General features: G+C 74.4%; 17 protein-coding genes. 12 read left to right on the top strand and 5 right to left on the bottom strand.

What is annotated here, in order from left to right; translation table 11 throughout:
- Positions 1-258 precede the first annotated feature (258 nt).
- The 9 genes from ACFYVL_RS06610 (at position 259) to ACFYVL_RS06570 (ending at position 10,237) form a co-directional block, all read left to right on the top strand.
- A complete protein-coding gene (locus tag ACFYVL_RS06610; RefSeq protein ID WP_389241697.1) occupies positions 259-987 on the top strand; it encodes a class I SAM-dependent methyltransferase in 729 nt (242 codons plus the stop codon).
- 166 nt (positions 988-1,153) lie between these two features.
- Positions 1,154-1,987 carry a M55 family metallopeptidase gene (locus ACFYVL_RS06605; RefSeq protein WP_389241696.1) on the top strand — a complete coding sequence of 278 codons (834 nt, stop codon included), beginning with the start codon at positions 1,154-1,156 and terminating at the stop codon, positions 1,985-1,987.
- A complete protein-coding gene (locus ACFYVL_RS06600) occupies positions 1,980-3,353 on the top strand; it encodes a M20/M25/M40 family metallo-hydrolase (RefSeq protein WP_389241695.1) in 1,374 nt (457 codons plus the stop codon). The genes ACFYVL_RS06605 and ACFYVL_RS06600 overlap by 8 nt, the downstream gene beginning before the upstream one ends.
- Positions 3,354-3,426: 73 nt before the next feature.
- A complete protein-coding gene (locus ACFYVL_RS06595) occupies positions 3,427-5,421 on the top strand; it encodes a prolyl oligopeptidase family serine peptidase (RefSeq protein ID WP_389241694.1) in 1,995 nt (664 codons plus the stop codon).
- Positions 5,418-6,380, top strand: a complete 963-nt coding sequence (locus ACFYVL_RS06590) for an LD-carboxypeptidase (RefSeq protein ID WP_389241693.1) — start codon at positions 5,418-5,420, stop codon at positions 6,378-6,380. The genes ACFYVL_RS06595 and ACFYVL_RS06590 overlap by 4 nt, the downstream gene beginning before the upstream one ends.
- A 186-nt stretch (positions 6,381-6,566) precedes the next feature.
- The gene (locus ACFYVL_RS06585; RefSeq protein ID WP_389241692.1) at positions 6,567-6,941 is read left to right on the top strand and encodes a hypothetical protein; all 375 of its coding nucleotides are present in this window, start codon (positions 6,567-6,569) and stop codon (positions 6,939-6,941) included.
- Between the two features lie 41 nt (positions 6,942-6,982).
- Complete coding sequence (locus tag ACFYVL_RS06580) at positions 6,983-7,612, top strand: GNAT family N-acetyltransferase (protein WP_389241691.1); 630 nt, start codon at positions 6,983-6,985, stop codon at positions 7,610-7,612.
- Positions 7,605-8,015 (top strand): RidA family protein, encoded by a 411-nt coding sequence (locus ACFYVL_RS06575; RefSeq protein WP_389241690.1) that lies wholly within the window; start codon positions 7,605-7,607, stop codon positions 8,013-8,015. Before ACFYVL_RS06580 ends, ACFYVL_RS06575 begins: the two co-directional genes overlap by 8 nt.
- A gap of 251 nt (positions 8,016-8,266) precedes the next feature.
- Entirely contained in the window at positions 8,267-10,237 is a 1,971-nt protein-coding gene (locus ACFYVL_RS06570) for a DUF5107 domain-containing protein (protein WP_389241689.1), read from the top strand.
- Positions 10,238-10,368: 131 nt separating this feature from the next.
- Here ACFYVL_RS06570 and ACFYVL_RS06565 read toward each other — a convergent pair whose 3' ends face one another.
- Positions 10,369-10,746, bottom strand: coding sequence for a VOC family protein (locus ACFYVL_RS06565; protein WP_389241688.1), 378 nt, complete (start codon positions 10,744-10,746; stop codon positions 10,369-10,371).
- Between the two features lie 80 nt (positions 10,747-10,826).
- A complete protein-coding gene (locus ACFYVL_RS06560; protein ID WP_389241687.1) occupies positions 10,827-11,639 on the bottom strand; it encodes a methyltransferase domain-containing protein in 813 nt (270 codons plus the stop codon).
- Between the two features lie 189 nt (positions 11,640-11,828).
- Between ACFYVL_RS06560 and ACFYVL_RS06555 the strand changes: the two genes are divergently transcribed.
- On the top strand, positions 11,829-12,281 hold the full coding sequence (locus ACFYVL_RS06555; protein WP_389241686.1) for a phage holin family protein: 453 nt from the start codon (positions 11,829-11,831) through the stop codon (positions 12,279-12,281).
- A gap of 205 nt (positions 12,282-12,486) precedes the next feature.
- Here ACFYVL_RS06555 and ACFYVL_RS06550 read toward each other — a convergent pair whose 3' ends face one another.
- Both ACFYVL_RS06550 and ACFYVL_RS06545 read right to left on the bottom strand, forming a co-directional pair.
- Complete coding sequence (locus ACFYVL_RS06550; protein ID WP_389241685.1) at positions 12,487-12,888, bottom strand: hypothetical protein; 402 nt, start codon at positions 12,886-12,888, stop codon at positions 12,487-12,489.
- An 86-nt stretch (positions 12,889-12,974) separates the two neighbouring features.
- Complete coding sequence (locus ACFYVL_RS06545; RefSeq protein WP_389241684.1) at positions 12,975-13,988, bottom strand: helix-turn-helix transcriptional regulator; 1,014 nt, start codon at positions 13,986-13,988, stop codon at positions 12,975-12,977.
- A 163-nt stretch (positions 13,989-14,151) separates the two neighbouring features.
- On the opposite strand from ACFYVL_RS06545, the gene ACFYVL_RS06540 reads away from it, so the two are divergent.
- Positions 14,152-15,252 carry a winged helix DNA-binding domain-containing protein gene (locus tag ACFYVL_RS06540; protein ID WP_389241683.1) on the top strand — a complete coding sequence of 367 codons (1,101 nt, stop codon included), beginning with the start codon at positions 14,152-14,154 and terminating at the stop codon, positions 15,250-15,252.
- A gap of 30 nt (positions 15,253-15,282) precedes the next feature.
- Positions 15,283-15,636: a hypothetical protein gene (locus tag ACFYVL_RS06535; protein ID WP_389241682.1), complete on the top strand. Its 354-nt coding sequence runs from the start codon at positions 15,283-15,285 to the stop codon at positions 15,634-15,636.
- Between the two features lie 217 nt (positions 15,637-15,853).
- On the opposite strand, the gene ACFYVL_RS06530 is transcribed toward ACFYVL_RS06535, so the two are convergent.
- Positions 15,854-16,816, bottom strand: a complete 963-nt coding sequence (locus ACFYVL_RS06530; RefSeq protein WP_389241681.1) for a TIGR03557 family F420-dependent LLM class oxidoreductase — start codon at positions 16,814-16,816, stop codon at positions 15,854-15,856.
- Positions 16,817-17,151 lie beyond the last annotated feature (335 nt).

Genomic DNA, 17,151 nt, shown 5'->3' with positions numbered 1-17,151 from the left:
ACGGCAGGGGCCGTCCCGGAACATCCGGGGCGGCCCCCGCCGCTTCGAACTGCCTGTGAAGGAAAGGCGGTTGCCGCAGCTGGGAAATCGACAGTTGTCAACCCCAGCGCGCACGGCGCACGCGCCGCGTGCACGGTCGCCGCCGCAGGTCGGACGGTTGACAAAGATGCATGTCGACACCTTGTCGGACGCCCGCCCGGACGGGGACGGTAGAAGCGATCTTCACTCCTCGCCCCGCCACACCCCCGGGAGCCGCGCATGAGCGTGACGAGTCGCTACAGGAACGCATGGGAAGGATTCTGGAAGGACGCACCCGACGGGACCGGCGCGGTCCTGTGGGACGCGGAACCCGCCCTCACGGCGGGCGTGCACCTCGCCCTCTTCGAACCGCACATGACCGAACCCGAACTCCCCGTCGTCGACATCGGCTGCGGCAACGGCACCCAGACCCGCTACCTCGGCGACCGGTTCCGCCGCGTCGCGGGCATCGACCTGGCCCCCGCCGCCATCGGCCTGGCCCGCAGACACGACCCCGGACGACAGGTGCGGTTCGTGGTGGCCGACGCCACCGAACCGGCCGACGTGACCGGACTCAGGCGCGAGCTGGGCCAGGACGCCCAGGTGTATCTGCGCGGCGTGCTGCACCAGGCCGAGCCCGCCGACCGCGGCGCGCTCGCCCGGACCGTGGCCGCACTCCTGGGGGAGCGGGGCAGGGCCTTCGTGGTGGAGCCCGCGGAGGCGGCCGGGCAGCTGCTGCGCACCCTGGCCGAGCACCCCGAGGGGCCGCCGCGCAAACTCCGCACGGTGCTCGCGCACGGCCTCGCCACCTGCGGGATCGCCGAGGCCCAGGCCCGGGAGCTGTTCGGGTCGGCGGACCTCGACGTGCTGGCCTCCGGCGAACTGCCGCTGACGACCACCGAGTACCACTGCGACGGCACCCGCATCGAGCTTCCGGCGCGCTGGCTGGTGGTGGGCCGCCGGGGCTGAGCACCCACCGGGCCCGGCCGCCCCGCGAGGGCCGCGGCCGGGCCCGCACCGCACTGCCGCCCGCCCCGCCCGCACGCCCGCACCGCACGCCCGCACCCCCGCGCGGCCGGCGAACGTAAGGTGATCGCCACATCCGTCCCGTGGTCGATCAGAGAGGTGTCGGGCCGTGAAGATCCTCATCAGTGCGGACATGGAGGGCGCCACCGGGGTGACCTGGCCCGCCGACGTCCTGCCGGGCACCCCGCAGTGGGAACGCTGCCGGGCGATGTTCACCTCGGACGTCCAGGCCGCGGTGCTCGGCTTCTTCGACGGCGGCGCCGACGAGGTGCTGATCAACGAGGCCCACTGGACCATGCGCAACCTCCTCCTGGAGCGCCTGGACGAACGCGCCCAGATGCTCACCGGCCGGCACAAGTCGCTCAGCATGGTCGAGGGCGTCCAGCACGGCGACGTCGACGGCATCGCCTTCGTCGGCTACCACACGGGCGCGGGCGCCGAGGGCGTCCTCGCCCACACCTACCTCGCCAACTCCCTGACCGGGGTGTGGCTGAACGGGGAGCGGGCCAGTGAGGGGCTGCTGAACGCGCACGTCGTCGCCGAGTACGGGGTGCCCGTCGTGCTCGTCACCGGCGACGACCTCACCTGCGCGGACGCCGAGGGCTACGCGCCGGCCGCCCGCAGGGTCGCCGTCAAGGACCACGTCTCGCGGTACGCGGCGGTCTGCCGCACCCCCGCCCGCACCGCCGCCGACATCCGGGCAGCCGCCAAGGAGGCGACCGCGCTGGCCGTGCGGCACGAGCCGGTGCGCGGCGGGCCGTTCACCGTGGAGATGGAGTTCGACGCCACCCACCTGTCCGACGTGGCCACCGTCGTCCCCGGAGTGCGCCGGACCGGTGAACGGCGTGTCGCCTACACCAGTCCCACGATGTATGAGGGCATTCGTACCTTCAAGGCGGTCACGACGATCGTCTCGTCCGCTGTGGAGGAGCAGTATGGCTGACCGTTACGCCGGGCCCGGACCGACCGGCGACGCTTCGGGGTCCGGGGCGATCGACGAAACCGCCCTGGCAGAGGTCGTGGAGTTCACCTCCGACCTCATCCGCATCGACACCACCAACCGGGGCGGCGGCGACTGCCGCGAGCGCCCCGCCGCCGAGTACGTCGCCGAACGCCTCGCCGCGACCGGCCTCGACGTGACGATGCTGGAGCGCACCGAGGGACGCACCAACGTCGTCGCCCGGCTCGCCGGAACCGACCCGTCCGCCGATGCGCTGCTCGTCCACGGGCACCTCGACGTGGTGCCCGCCGAGCCCGCCGACTGGTCCGTGCACCCCTTCTCCGGGGAGGTCAGGGACGGGGTGGTGTGGGGCCGCGGCGCCGTCGACATGAAGAACATGGACGCGATGGTGCTGTCGGTCGTACGGGCCTGGGCGCGCGCGGGAGTGCGGCCGCGCCGGGACATCGTGATCGCCTACACCGCGGACGAGGAGGCCAGCGCGGAGGACGGCTCGGGCTTCCTGGCCGCCGAGCACGCGGACCTCTTCGAGGGCTGCACCGAGGGCATCAGCGAGTCCGGCGCCTACACCTTCCACGCCGGCCCCGGCATGGAGATCTACCCCGTCGCGGCGGGGGAGCGCGGCACCGGCTGGCTCCGGCTCACCGGGCGCGGCACGGCGGGCCACGGCTCCAAGGTCAACCGGAACAACGCGGTCAGCCACCTGGCCCGCGCCGTCGCCCGGATCGGCGAGCACGAGTGGCCGGTGCGGCTCACCCCGACCGTCCGGGCCTGTCTGCGCGAACTGGCCGCCCTGCACGACCTGGACACCCCCGACCCGGACGACCCCGACTACGACGTCGACGCCGTGCTCAACAAGCTCGGCCCGGCCGCCGCGCTCGTCGAGGCGACCGTGCGCAACAGCGCGAACCCGACCATGCTGGACGCCGGTTACAAGGTCAACGTGATTCCGGGCAGTGCGACCGCGTACATCGACGGAAGGTTTCTGCCCGGCGGCGAGGACGAGTTCCGGGCCACCCTGGACGCCCTCACCGGTCCGTACGTCGACTGGGAGTTCCACCATCGGGAGGTGGCCCTCCAGGCCCCGGCCGACTCCCCGACCTACCGTCAACTGGCGGAGGCAGTACGGAAGTTCGCACCGGAAGGGCATGTCGTGCCGTACTGCATGTCGGGGGGTACGGACGCCAAGCAGTTCTCCCGGCTCGGCATCACCGGCTACGGCTTCTCGCCACTCAAGCTGCCCGCGGGCTTCGACTATCAGGCACTCTTTCACGGGGTCGACGAACGAGTCCCGGTCGAAGCACTGCACTTCGGGGTGCGCGTACTGGACCATTACCTACGCGGTGCCTGAGAGGCTGTCGGTCCGAGTGCGCCCGACGCCCGGACAACCGCACCGGGCGTCGTACTAGCAGAGGAGTCGCAGGATGGTGCCCATCGGGCCGTACGGAAGTTGGCCGTCGCCGATCGACGCCTCGCTCGCGGCCTCGCACGACGGGGCCCCCGAGTTCGTCGGCATGGTCGGCGACGAACTGTGGTGGACCGCCCCGCGCCCGGACGAAGGGGGCCGCCGGGCGCTGCTGCGGCTGCGCCCCGACGGCACCCCCGCCGAGGAGTCCGTGCTGCCCGCGCCGTGGAACGTGCGCAGCAGGGTCGTCGAGTACGGCGGGCGCCCCTGGGCCGGGCGGGCCCGCGAAAGCGGCGGACCGCTGGTCGTCTTCGTGAACTTCGCCGACCAGCGGCTCTACGCGTACGAACCCGACGTGCCCGGCGCGCCGCCCCGCCCGCTGACCCCGCTGTCGGCCGTCGGCGGCGGGCTGCGCTGGGTCGACCCGGTGCTCCGCGACGGCAGCGTCTGGTGCGTGCTGGAGGAGTTCACCGGGGACGCCCCCACCGACGTGCGCCGGGTGATCGCCGCCGTGCCGCTCGACGGGTCGGCCGCCGACGACCGCGGCGCCGTCGTCGAACTGACCGACGGCCGGCACCGCTTCGTCACCGGCCCCCGGCTCTCCCCGGACGGCCGGCAGGCCGCCTGGATCGGCTGGAACCACCCCCGGATGCCCTGGGACGGCACCGAGGTGCTGGTCGCCGAGATCCCCGGCGACGGCGGCCCGTTCACCGGGGCCCGGGTCGTGGCCGGCGGCGACGAGGAGTCCGTCTGCCAGGTCGAGTGGGACCGGGACGGAACCCTGCTGTTCGCCTCCGACCGGGCCGGCTGGTGGGAGCTGTACCGGCTGCGCCGGGACGGGCGGCGGATCAGCGGCGCCCTGTGCCTGGGCCGCGAGGAGGAGTTCGGCGGACCGCTCTGGCAGATCGGGCTGAACTGGTTCCTCCCCCTGGACAGCGGACTGATCGCCGTCGTGCACGGCACGGGCGCCACCGCCCTCGGCATACTCGACCCCGAGACCGGCGAACTCGTCGACGCCGCGGGCCCCTGGACCAAGTGGTCGCCCACCCTGGCCGTGCACGGCGACCGCGTCGTCTCGGTCGCGGCCAGCCCGCGCAGCGGCTACGAGATCGTCGAACTGTCCACCGCCACCGGCCGGGCCCGCGTCCTCGCCGCGCCGCACGACGACCCGGTCGACCCCGCCTACTACCCCGAACCCCAGATCCGCACCTTCACCGGCCCCGACGGGCGCGACATCAACGCCCACATCTACCCGCCGCACCACCCCGAACGCAGCGCCCCCGCCGACGAGCTGCCCCCGTACGTCATCTGGGCGCACGGCGGGCCCACCGGCCACGCCCCCCTCGTCCTCGACCTGGAGATCGCCTACTTCACCTCGCGCGGCATCGGCGTCGCCGAGGTCAACTACGGCGGCTCGACCGGCTACGGGCGCGAGTACCGCAACCGGCTGCGCGGCCGGTGGGGCGTCGTCGACGTCGAGGACTGCGCGGCCGTCGCCCTCGCCCTGGCCGACGAGGGAACCGCCGACCGCCGCAGGCTCGCCCTCCGGGGCGGCAGCGCGGGCGGCTTCACCACGGCCGCCTCGCTCGCCGACACCGACGTCTACGCCTGCGGCACCGTCAAGTACCCGGTGCTCGACCTGCTCTCCTGGGCCACCGGCGAGACCCACGACCTGGAGTCCCACTACCTGGAGTCGCTGATCGGCCCGCTCGCCGACTGCGCCGAGGTCTACGCCACCCGCTCGCCCGTCGAGCACGCGGACCGCGTCACCGCCCCCTTCCTGCTGCTCCAGGGGCTGGACGACCCGATCTGCCCGCCCGCCCAGGCCGAGCGGTTCCTCGCGCGGATGGCCGGGCGCGGGGTACCGCACGCGTACATCGCCTTCGAGGGGGAGGGCCACGGCTTCCGCAGGGCGGACACCATGGTCCGCGCACTGGAGGCGGAACTCTCGCTGTACGCCCAGGCGTTCGGCATCGACCGCACCGACGTCCCCCGACTGGAGCTCGGCAAGTGACCCTCGGCACCACCCTGGGAGAACTCTCCCGCCCCGCCCGCCTGCGGCCCGGCGCCCGCGTCGCGATCGTCGCCCCGAGCGGCCCGGTCCCCGGGGACCGGCTGGAGGAGGGCCTCGGCATCCTGCGGGGATGGGGCCTGGAACCGGTGGTGATGCCCCATGTCCGTGAGACGCACCCCAGGTTCCGCTACCTGGCGGGCGACGACGCGGACCGGGCCCGCGACCTCACCGAGGCGTGGTGCGACCCGTCGGTGGCGGCGGTGCTCTGCGCCCGCGGCGGATACGGCGCCCAGCGGATGACCGACCTCGTCGACTGGGCCGCGATGCGCGCGGCCACGGCGGCCTTGGGGCGGCCCAAGGTCTTCGTCGGGTACAGCGACGTGACCGCGCTGCACGAGGCGTTCGCGGTACGGATGGGCGTCGCCACCCTGCACGGACCGATGACCGCCGCGCTCTCCTTCCTCAAGGACGGCCCCACCCAGGAGTCCCTGCGCGCCACCCTCTTCGAGCCGGAGAGCGTCCTGACGCTGGGCCTGCCCACCGCGCGCGCCCTGGTCCCCGGCCGGGCGCACGGCATCACCCTCGGCGGCTGCGTCTCGCTGCTCGCCGCCGACCTCGGCACCCCCGCGGCCCGCCCCTCGGCACGCGGCGGGCTGCTGGTCGTCGAGGACATCGGCGAGGAGGCGTACCGGCTGGACCGCATCCTCACCCAGCTGCTGCGCTCCGGATGGCTGGACGGGGTGGCCGGGATCGCACTGGGCTCGTGGGTCGACTGCGGCCCGTACGAGACGGAGATCCGGCCCGTCCTGTACGACCGGCTGGCCGGGCTCGGCGTACCGGTCGTGGAGGAACTCGGCTTCGGCCACAGCGCGACGGCCCTGACGGTGCCGCTGGGCGTACCGGCGGAACTGGACGCGGACGCGGGCACCCTGACACTGACCGCCCCGGCACTCGTCTGAGCAACGGCGGCGGCCCGGTCTCCGCCGCCGAGTCCGCCCGGTGTCCGCCGCCGCTCTGCCACCGGGCCCGCCCGGTCACCCGTACGGACCGCCCATCGCCCCGCACGGTCCGGAATCCGCTCATCCTGGTACGGATGCGACAGCCGCGCCCGGTGTGCTGTCCGCGGACTGCCTCAGGAGGCTCAAGTGACACGGAAGCGTGCGGCGCTGGCGGTGGCGGGTGCGGTACTGGCCCTGACGGCGGCCCCGGCCGGAGCGGCGACGGCGGCGACCGTGCCGGCGCCGGTGCCGGCGACCGCCCCCGCACCGGGCACGGACCGCGCCCCGGCGCTCGACCGGCCCGACCCCCTGCCGAACTTCGTCGGCCGCAACCTCTTCCGCGTCTACTCCACCGTCAGCGCCGAGACCGCCCTCGACATCCGCGACCTCAGCGGCGACCACCGCAAGGTGCTCTGGCCGCCCAACTGGAAGGTCTGCACCCAGTCCCCGAAGGCCGGCACCCGGCTGAACGGCGGCACGCTCCACCTGGGCGTGGTGAAGACCGGCGAGAAGTGCCCCTGACCTCGAACGGCACCGCCCGCCCCGTGTCGTAGCCTGGCCGGATGTCCGAAACCGTCACCCGCCCCGCCCGTCATCTCGCCGAGGGCCCCCGGGTGGGCATCCGGCCGTTCGGCCTCGACGACGCGGCGGAGTTCACCGCGCGGGTCCGCGAGAGCCGGGAACTGCACCGGCCCTGGCTCGCCCCGCCGGACGACGCGGAGAAGTACCGCGCCTACGCGAGCGTGCTGATCGACGATCCGTACCGCGCGGGCTTCCTCGTCTGTACCCGCGACGACGACCGCATCGCGGGCTTCATCAACATCAACAACATCGTCGAGGGCGCCTTCCAGAACGGCGCCCTCGGCTACGGCGCCTTCGCGCACGCCACCGGACGGGGCCTGATGTCCGAGGGGCTCTCCCTCGTCCTGGCGCACGCCTTCGGCCGCCTGGGACTGCACCGCCTGGAGGCCAACATCCAGCCCGGCAACGAGGCCTCGCTCGCCCTCGTCCGCAGGGCCGGATTCCGGTACGAGGGCTACTCGCCGGACTTCCTGTTCATCGCCGGGGCCTGGCGCGACCACGAACGCTGGGCGCTCACCGCCCCCGAGCTGCGCCCCCACAGCACCCCGCCGCCGGCCCAAAACCCGTTGCCCGCCGGGGAGCCGGACCAGCAGCATGACCGGCATGACTGATCGCCTCACCCGGCTGAACCCCGACTCCCTGCACAGCACGCCCGGCTACCACCACATCACCGTCGTCGAGGCGGGCCGCACCGCCCACCTCGCCGGACAGTGCCCGCTCGACTCCGCCGGAGACCTGGTCGGCCCCGGCGACGTACTCGCCCAGACCGACCGGGTGGTCGCCAACACCCTGACGGCGCTCGCCGCCGTCGGGGCCAGGCCCGAGGACGTCGTACGGACCGTGATCTACGTCGTCAGCGACGACCGGCAGGTCCTCTCCTCGGTCTGGCAGCGGCTCAACGCCCTGCCGCTCGCCCCGGCCTTCAGCACCGCGAGCACCCTGCTGGGCGTCGCACAGCTCGGCTACCCGGGGCAACTGGTCGAACTCGACGTCACCGCCGCGCTTTCCGACTGACCTCCGCGGCCGACCTCCGCGGCGCGGTACGGGTGCCGCGCGCTCAGGCCGTGCCGGTCCCGCTGCCCGTCGCCGCCGCCCGGCGGCCCCGGGCGGGGCCGGGCCGTGGAGACCGGCCACATTCCGCCTTTGCTCAATTCTGACCACCGGAACCCCTGGTCAGGGCGGTGCCCACCGTGTTCGGATGGTTACGCAAGAGCGGTGCGCGGATCCGTGCGCCCAGGTGTTGCCAGTGATCGAGTGAGGTTCCTGTGGCCACGAGCGTGCGACGCGCCGTAACTACCCTGCCCGCGGCCCCGCTGGGCCCGGAGAACCCGCTCCCCGGGCTCCGCACCCTGGACCAGGCGCACGAACTGGACGCGCGCGCCAAGGAAGGACTGCCCCGCGACATGCGGCGGCAGATCGGCAACGCACCGCTGCGCACCACCCTGCCGGTACGCACCCTCGACGGATACGGGCGGGAGCGCGCCGAGACCGAGATCCCCTCCATAGTCATCGAGAACGACCACCTCCGGGTGACCGTCCTGCCCGGACTCGGCGGCCGGATCCACTCCCTCCACCACAAGCCGACCGGCCGCGAACTCGTCTACCGCAACCCCGTGCTCCAGCCCGCCGACTTCGCCCTCAACGGGGCCTGGTTCTCCGGCGGCATCGAGTGGAACATCGGCGCCACCGGCCACACCACCCTCACCTGCGCACCCCTGCACGCGGCCGTCGTGCCGGCCCCCGACGGCGGCGAGATGGTCCGGCTCTGGGAGTGGGAGCGGCTGCGCGACCTTCCCTTCCAGGTCGACCTGTGGCTGCCCGCCGACTCCGCGTTCCTGTACGTGGGCGTACGGATCCGCAATCCGCACGAGCGGGCCGTGCCCACCTACTGGTGGTCCAACACCGCCGTGGAGCAGACCGGCCGCACCCGGGTGCTCGCCCCCGCCGACGAGGCCTGGCACTTCGGGTACGAGCAGACGCTGAGCCGGGTCCCGGTGCCCCGCTCCGAGGGCGTCGACCGCACCTACCCGGCGCACGGCGAGGTGCCCGCCGACTACTTCTACGAGGTGCCCGAGCAGGCCAGGAAGTGGGTCGCCGCCCTCGACGGAGCGGGCCGGGGCCTCGTCCAGACCTCCACCGACGCGCTGCGCGGCCGCAAGCTCTTCCTCTGGGGCACCGGCGACGGCGGCCGGCGCTGGCAGGAGTGGCTGACCGAGCCGGGCACCCCCGGGTACGCCGAGATCCAGGCCGGGCTCGCCCGCACCCAGCTGGAGCACGTACTCCTGGAGCCCGAGGCGGAGTTCAGCTGGCTGGAGGCGTACGGACCGCTGGCCGTGGACCCGGCGGCGGCGCACGGGGAGGACTGGGCGGCGGCACGGGCCGCGGCCGAGGACGCCCTGGAGGAGTCGCTGCCGCGCGCCGAGGTCGACGCCGCCCGCACCGCCTGGCTGGCGCACGCGGACCTGGAACCGGGCGAGCGGCTGGCCACGGGCTCCGGGTGGGGCGCGCTGGAGGTGCTGCGGGCCGGGCACAAGCTGCCGGGGACCCCGTTCGGCGAAGCGACGCTCGGCGAACAGCAGGAACCCTGGCTGGAGTTGCTCCGCACCGGAGTCTTCCCGTACCCCCGCAGGGTCACCCCGCCCGGCCCGACCCTGGTCGCCCCGCACTGGCGCGACATGCTGGAGACGGCCCCCGCCGATCCGCTCACCGAGTACCACCTCGGCGTCGCGCAGTGGCACGCGGGCGATCTGGCCCAGGCGGTGCGCAGCTGGGAGCGGGGCCTCCAACTGGCGCCTTCCCGCTGGCCCTTGCTGCGCTGCCTGGCACTCGCCGACCGTGCGGCGGGCCACCCGGAGCGGGCCGCCGACCTGTACGCGGAGGCCTTCGCGGACCTCTGCGAGGAGCGCCGCGAGGGCGAGCGGTGGACGGCCGCCACCGCCGCCCTCGGCCGGGAGGCGATCGAGGCACTGCTCGCGGCCGGGCGGCCCGCCGGGGCGCGCACGGTGTGGGAGGGGCTGCGGCCCGAAACCCGGCGCACCGGCCGCTTCCGGCTCGTCGAGGCGCGCCTCCTCGTCGCGGAGGGCGCCAAGGAGGCGGCCAGGGCCGTCTTCGACGCGGGATTCGAAGTGGCCGACCTGCGCGAGGGTTCGACGGAGACCAGCGACGTCTGGGCCATGATCACCGACGAACCGGTGCCCGCGGCGTACGACTTCCGGCGGCGGGCGGAGTCCGCCTGAAGGGCGCGTCCGGCTCAGCGGCGCGTCCGTCCGAGGGGCGCGTCCGGCGGCGGGGCCCATCCGGGGGCGGGTGTCCCGCGGGCGGCAGGTGCCCGGACGGGGCGCCCCGGGGCGGAGCCCGCCCGGTCCGGTCACCGGCCGGGCTGCGGTGCCTCCTGCTTGCGGTCCGCGTACTCGAAGACCGAGCCGTCGGGGTGCAGGGCGATCAGGTTGCGGCCCACCGGCGTCGCCACCGGGCCCGCGATGACCTGCGCCCCGGCGGCGGTCAGCGCGATGTGGGCCTCCTCCACGTCCTTCACCGCGACCGTCGCCGCCACCTTCCGCAGCAGATCGATCTCCTCGCGCGGACCGCTCATCAGCAGGAAGCAGCCGACGGCGGCCACCGACACCCCGCCCCGCTCGAAACGCTGTGCCGCGGTGCCCGTGATGCGTTCGTAGAAGGCGGCCGTGGTGTCCAGCGCGGCCAGGTCGTCGAGGTAGATGCGCAGAGTGGTGCCCAGGATTTCCATGCTGGCGAGGGTAGTTGGGCCGGGGGAGAGGTGTGATCGATTCCGCCGTAAACCGCTCGCCGGCCCGCTCGCCGCGCAGCTCAGGCGCGGCAGAGGATCTCCCCGTGCGGCACCATGAACCAGGCCTCCTCACGGGTGCCCCACGCACGCCACGCCCCGGCGATCTCGGCGAGCCGCTCGGGAGTCGCGTGCCCGCCGTCCACGGCAAGGGCCGCGTACGAGGAGGCCGTCGTACGGTCCGCCCACAGCCCGCTCCACCAGGCGCGCTCCGCCTCGTCCGCGTAGCACCAGCTGGCCGCCGACGAAGCGACCTCGGTGAAACCGGCCCGCAGGGCCCAGGCGCGCAGCCGTCGCCCGGCGTCCGGCTCGCCGCCGCCCGCGCGGGCCACCCGCTCGTACAGCTCCAGCCACGCGTCCAGCAGCGGCGGTTCGGGGTACCAGGTCATGGCCCGGTAGTCCGCGTCACGGGCCGCGACGATCCCGCCGGGGCGGCAGACGCGGCGCATCTCGCGCAGCGCGGCCACCGGGTCGCCGACGTGCTGGAGCACCTGATGGGCGTGCACCACGTCGAAGGAGTCGTCGGGGAACGCCAGGTCGTGCACATCACCGGTGGTGAAATCGACGTTGGTCAGCCCCCGCCCGGCGGCGGTGGCCCGCGCCTGGTCCAATACGCCCGACGCGGCGTCCACACCGGTCACCCGGCCGTCCGGGCCGACCAGGTGCGCCAGATCGGCGGTGATGGTGCCGGGCCCGCAGCCCACGTCCAGCACCCGGGCGCCGGGACGCAGCCGGGGGATCAGGTACCCGGCGGAGTTCTCGGCGGTGCGCCAGGTGTGCGAGCGCAGCACCGACTCGTGGTGGCCGTGGGTGTAGACGGCGGTCTCTTTCGGCATGGGAGTGCCCCGTTCACGCGTGATCGGCTATGAGTGGATTCAGCGAGTGGGATCACGGTACGCCCGCGTGTTGCATTCTGAGATATGCGTCTTGTGATGTGGACACGGTGCTTGCGCGGAAAGGGATGCGTCTCAAGGGGCCTGCGTACGGGGCAGGCTGACGGGTACGCGGAAGCCATGGGTACGAACATGGATACGAACGTGGGAAAGGCCGCCGGTGCGACACCGAACGTGAACCTGTCGCAGGAGATCGCGCAGGTCGTGCGCGACACCGTCGCCGAGGAACTCCGTGCGCGCCTGCGCGAACAGCGCCGCCCGGCACGGCTGTACGCGGGTGCGGGCGCGGCCGGGCTCTACGGCGGCGCCGCGCTGGTGGCCGGGGTGACGCTGGCCCTCGCGCTGGTGCTGCCCACCTGGGCCGCGGCCCTGATCGTCGCGGCGGCCCTGCTGATCGCGGCCGTCCTGCTCCGCAAGGCGGCCCGGCCCCGGCCCGGCGCGGGTGCGGCGGAGCGGGTCCGCACCGCGCCGGACGCGGTGGACGTGGCTCCCGGCGTGGCACCGGGGACGGCGGCGGAGGCGGTGACCTCGGTACCGGGCGTGCCGCCGGTACCGGGAAGCGCGCCCGAGGTGGGCCGTAGGTGACTTGCCGGGGGCGGTGAGGGGGGCCGCGGGCGGCGGGACCGGGTGCTGCCACGGGAGCGTCGCCGCAGCGGTCATCGGAGCGGGGACGGCGTGAGTGCCGTTCGCGGCCGGGCGTCCCGGGCCCGGCGGCCTTGGCCCGGGTCATCGACAACTCGGCTCATCGACGACCCGGATCAGTGACGACCCGGATCAGTGACGACCCGGATCAGTGACGACCCGGGCCGGTGCCGTCCTGGGCGTCGTCCGCCGGTGACCACGGGTCGGGCCGCGCCAGCGCCTCCGCCAACGGGATGCCCTGCCTGGCCGCCGCCGTCCGGCGCACCCGCAGCTCCCGGCGGGTGCGCGGCCGGGAGCGGGGCTCCTTGTCGCAGCCGCACGCGGACCGGCCCTCGTAGCGCAGCCCCGCCGCCAGCACGGCGGCCACCACGGACCAGGCCCTTACGTCCCGTCTGCGCGGCGGCGCGAAGTCGTGCCCCGCGTGGACCAGCGGCCGGGCGCAGTTCTGGCACGGCGCGACGCGGCCCGCCGGTACCGAGCGCTTGAAACTCACCCGGCACGACACGCACGCGTAGTGCGGGGTGTGGCTCACCACCGCGTAGAGGCACATGCGCCGACCGTACCCGGTACCGGGCGGGACCGACCGCCGGTCACCACGGGGGCGGACCGCTCGCCGCGACCCGGGTCGGTCGCCGCTCACCGCGACCCGGGCCGGTCGCCGGACGGGACCGCCGCACCGGCGTACCGTCGCGCCAACAGGCCCACCGCCGCCCGCAGTTCCGGCGGGCCGACCACCTCGAAGTCCGCGTCGAACCCGCCCAGCGCGGCGGCCAGCCCCGCCCAGGACCACGAGCCCATGACCACCCGGCACCGGTCGGGGCCCAGCTCCTCCACCAGGGCGTCCCCGGCGTAGGCGGACACGGTGGCGGCGGGCAGCCCGAGCACCGCCTCGCCCACACAGGGCAGGCCCCGCCCGTCGGACGAGCCCCGGAAGGCGTCCGCCACGAACCCGGCCACATCGCCCCCGGGCAGCTCGCGCGGGGTGAACCGGGGCCCGGCCGGGACGCGCGGGGAGATGCGGTCGGCCCGGAAGGTGCGCCAGGCCTCCCGGTCCAGGTCCCAGGCCACCAGGTACCAGCGACCGCCCCAGGTGACGACGTGGTGCGGCTCGACCCGGCGGACCGGGGCGTCGGCACCGGCCGGGCCGCCGAGGGCGCCGCCGCCGGACACGTACCCGAAGCGCAGCACCTCGCGGGCGTGCACGGCGCCGGCCAGCGTGGTGAGCACGCCGCTGTCGGCCGGTGGGTCGCTGCGCAGCGAGGGACGTTCGACGGCGGTGAACCGCAGGGTGTCGACCCGGTGCCGCAGCCGTGCGGGCAGCACCTGGCGGACGGTGGTCAGCGCACGGGCCGCGGCCTCGCCGATGTCCGTGCCGGAGGCGGTGGCGAGCTGGAGCGCGAAGGCGAGGGCCACCGCCTGTTCGTCGTCGAAGAGGAGCGGCGGCAGCTCGGCGCCCGCGTCCAGCCGGTAGCCGCCGTCGGGCCCCTTGACCGCGGCCACCGGATACCCCAGCTCGCGCAGCCGGTCGATGTCGCGCCGCACCGTCCGGGCGCTGACCTCCAGCCGCTGCGCGAGCAGCGTGCCCGGCCAGTCCCGGCGGGACTGGAGCAGCGAGAGCAACGAGAGGAGCCGTGCGGAGGTCTTCTGCATGACTTCCATGGTGCCGCGAGTAGCGGACACCACCTGTCCGCTACTTCTGCGAGTGTGGCGACGAGCCGGAAAGACCGCTTCCGCCCGGCCCCGCCCGTAACGCCGAGTCCCGCCCCGCGCGCCCCGTTCCGCCCCTCCGACACCACAGCGAAGGCAGCTCCCGATGACAGTGCTCGACACCCGGACGCTCAACCGCGCCACCCTCGCCCGGCAGCTGCTGCTCGACCGTGCCGCCCGGCCGGCCCTCGACGCCGTCCGGCACCTCGGCGGGCTCCAGGCGCAGGAGCCGCAGGAGCCGTTCGTCGGGCTGTTCTCCCGGCTGCGGGACTTCGACCCCGCCGAGCTGTCGGACCTGGTGACCGGGCGGCGCGCGGTACGCACCCACCTCATGCGGCGCACGGTCCACCTGGTCACCGCCGACGACGCCCTGGCCTGGCGCTCCCGGCACGACGCCATGCTGCGGCAGAAGGTGCTGGGGGTCTACCGCGCAGAGCTGGCGGCCGTGGACCTCGACGAGCTGGCCGCCGCGGGCCGCGCGGTGCTGGCCGACGGGGAGCCCCGCTCCATGAGCGAGCTGGCCGGGGCGGTCGCCGGACGCTGGCCCGACGCGGGGACGCGGCCCCTGGGCGAGATGCTGGTCACCGCCCTCGTCCCCATGGTCCAGCTGCCGCCGCGCGGGCTCTGGCGGACCCGGGCAGGGGTGCGCAACCTGCCGCTGGCCGACTGGCTCGGGCGTGCGCCCGACCCGCTGTCCGACGACGCCGCCGACCCGGTGGGCCAGGCGCTGGTGCGGCGCTACCTCGCCGCGTACGGGCCCGCCGCCTCCGCCGATCTGCGCGCCTGGTGCGGGGTGGCCGGACTGCCCGCGGCCGTCGCCGCCGTACGGGACGAACTGGTCTCCTTCCGCGACGAGCGGGGCCGCGTACTGCTCGATCTGCCCGACGCGCCGCGGCCAGACGCCGACACCCCGGCCCCGGTGCGGTTCCTGCCCGCCTTCGACAACGCGATCCTCGGCTACCACGACCGCGGCCGGATCATCGACGACGCGCACAAGGGGCTGTCGGTCGCGGGGGAGCGGGTGGTCCTCGTCGACGGCCGGGTCGCCGCCACCTGGAACGTCGAGCCCGCCACCGGCACGGTGGTCGTCCGGCCGCTCTCCGGCCTCACCCCCAGCGAGCGAAAAGAGGTCGCCGAGGAGGGCAGCGCGATGGCATCGTTCCTCTCCGACCGGGAGTGCGACGCCGTACGCGTCGACGCCCGGTAGCAGTCGTCGCACGCACGGAAGCCGGTGTTCATGAGGAAGCGCACGATGGGTTTCGGCCTGTACGCGGACGAGGACGGCCTCGCCACGGTCACCGGACTCGTCCACCGGGCCGTACGCGCGTCCGGCGCCCGGCTCCTCTCGCTGGACCTCGCGCACCGCCTTCCCCACAGCGGCACGACCGCCGAGGAGGCGTACGACTTCCTGGCGGAGCAGTGGGCGATCGAGCACCCGGGCCAGGACGCAGGCGCGCGCCGGGCGGTGCTGCTGAGCGTCCGGCTGGAGTGTTCCCTGAAGACCTGGCGCACCGTCCGCAAGGCGGTGCTGCACGGGCTGTGTCCGCAGGGCACGGCACCGCACGTCTGCCGCGTGCCCTGGACGTCCTGAGAGCCCGAGTCCGGCCGCGCCTCGACCACCACCGGGTTGCTCTCCCGGGCGAGGGTGCCGTCCGCCCGCGTCCGGGCGCACGGCGGTCACGGGCCGTCAGGCGTTGCGCCGGCGCAGCACGACGGACCTGAGGCGGGCGAGGAGATGGGACAGCCGGGTGCGCAGCGTGGGACGCCACGCGGGGTCCGGCCGGTGGGCGTCCTGGGTCAGCCTCATCTCAGGGCTCCTGAACCTGGGGCAGCACCTTGGTGCGGTAGAAGTCGAAGAACCCGCGCTGGTCGGGGCCGATCTGGTTGACGTACACCCGGTCGAAACCGGCTCCGGCGTAGGTCCGCAGGCGCTCCGCGTGCGCGTCGGCGTCGTCGCCGCACACCACCTTCGAAGCCACCATGTCCTTGGTGACGAGCTGCGAAACCTGTTCGAAGTGCCTTGGCGTGGAAAGGACCTGGCCCATTTCGCCGGGCAACTGCTCGGTGGGCCACAGCCGGTGCGCGGTGTCCACGGCCGCCGCCCGGTCCGTGCCGTAGCAGACCCGGTAGCCGCCGCTCACCGGCTTCGCCCCGCCGCCGCCCTCGCGGAACCGGGTCACCGCGCCCGCGTCCGGCCGCATCGTGATCAGCCCGTCGCCCACCCGCGACGCCAGCCTCAGGGCCTTCGGGCCGAACGCCGAGACGTCGATCGGGACGGGCTCGTCGGGGACGGTGTACAGCCGCGCGTTCTCCAGCCGGTAGTGCCTGCCCTCGTGGCTGACCTCGTTGCCGTCGAAGAGGTTGCGGATCAGCTGGACGGCTTCCTCCAGCATGTCCAGCCGGGTCCGGGCACTCGGCCACGGGCCGCCCATGATGTGCTCGTTCAGCGCCTCCCCGCTGCCCACCCCCAGCCGGAACCGGCCGTCGCCGAGCTGCACCGCGGCGGTGGCCGCCGCCTGCGCCACGATCGCCGGGTGCATCCGTACGGTCGGGCAGGTCACCGCCGTCTGCACCGGCAGCGACACCGCCTGCGACAGGGCACCGATCACCGACCACACGAAGGGGCTCTGGCCCTGCTCACCGTTCCACGGATGGAAGTGGTCGGAGATCCACAGCGCCTGGAAACCGGCCTGCTCGGCCATCCGGGCCTGTTCCACCAGCTCGACGGGTCCGAACTCCTCGCACGAGAGGAAGTAGCCGAATTCGGTCATGGGAGGTGCGCCTTCCGTACGGGGTGTGCTGCTGCTTCCCCGGGTAACCCGCGGCGACGCCCGGAAACACACCGATCACGGCGTTTGGGCGGCACGGTGACGGGCACGCGGGTCGGGTCCCCGAATACGACAGATCCACCGAATCCGTATCGGCCGGCCGCGGCCTTCCGCGCCGTCCGGCCGCAGCCGATCCCGCCAGTCGTCCGCAACAGCCGTCCGCAGCAGCCGTCCGTCACAGCCGTCCGCATCGGAGGCGAACGTGAGCAGTTCCACGCACACTTCCGCGAACCGGTCCGAAAGCCCGTCCGAGAGCAGCTCCGCACGCCGCCCCCGCG

The organism is Streptomyces sp. NPDC004111, from assembly GCF_042874215.1.
In the GTDB taxonomy this organism is placed as follows: Bacteria; Actinomycetota; Actinomycetes; order Streptomycetales; family Streptomycetaceae; genus Streptomyces.
The sequence above is the reverse complement of the archived record's forward strand: the minus strand, read 5'-3'. Positions and strand labels throughout refer to the sequence as shown.

Excerpts from the sequence above, each read along its gene's own strand:
- ACFYVL_RS06610 (WP_389241697.1), top strand. The coding sequence starts at position 259 with ATGAGCGTGACGAGTCGCTACAGGAACGCATGGGAAGGATTCTGGAAG.
- ACFYVL_RS06600 (WP_389241695.1), top strand. The coding sequence starts at position 1,980 with ATGGCTGACCGTTACGCCGGGCCCGGACCGACCGGCGACGCTTCGGGG.
- ACFYVL_RS06595 (WP_389241694.1), top strand. The coding sequence starts at position 3,427 with ATGGTGCCCATCGGGCCGTACGGAAGTTGGCCGTCGCCGATCGACGCC.
- ACFYVL_RS06580 (WP_389241691.1), top strand. The coding sequence starts at position 6,983 with ATGTCCGAAACCGTCACCCGCCCCGCCCGTCATCTCGCCGAGGGCCCC.
- ACFYVL_RS06575 (WP_389241690.1), top strand. The coding sequence starts at position 7,605 with ATGACTGATCGCCTCACCCGGCTGAACCCCGACTCCCTGCACAGCACG.
- ACFYVL_RS06565 (WP_389241688.1), bottom strand. The coding sequence starts at position 10,746 with ATGGAAATCCTGGGCACCACTCTGCGCATCTACCTCGACGACCTGGCC.
- ACFYVL_RS06560 (WP_389241687.1), bottom strand. The coding sequence starts at position 11,639 with ATGCCGAAAGAGACCGCCGTCTACACCCACGGCCACCACGAGTCGGTG.
- ACFYVL_RS06555 (WP_389241686.1), top strand. The coding sequence starts at position 11,829 with ATGGATACGAACGTGGGAAAGGCCGCCGGTGCGACACCGAACGTGAAC.
- ACFYVL_RS06550 (WP_389241685.1), bottom strand. The coding sequence starts at position 12,888 with ATGTGCCTCTACGCGGTGGTGAGCCACACCCCGCACTACGCGTGCGTG.
- ACFYVL_RS06545 (WP_389241684.1), bottom strand. The coding sequence starts at position 13,988 with ATGCAGAAGACCTCCGCACGGCTCCTCTCGTTGCTCTCGCTGCTCCAG.
- ACFYVL_RS06540 (WP_389241683.1), top strand. The coding sequence starts at position 14,152 with ATGACAGTGCTCGACACCCGGACGCTCAACCGCGCCACCCTCGCCCGG.
- ACFYVL_RS06535 (WP_389241682.1), top strand. The coding sequence starts at position 15,283 with ATGAGGAAGCGCACGATGGGTTTCGGCCTGTACGCGGACGAGGACGGC.
- ACFYVL_RS06530 (WP_389241681.1), bottom strand. The coding sequence starts at position 16,816 with ATGACCGAATTCGGCTACTTCCTCTCGTGCGAGGAGTTCGGACCCGTC.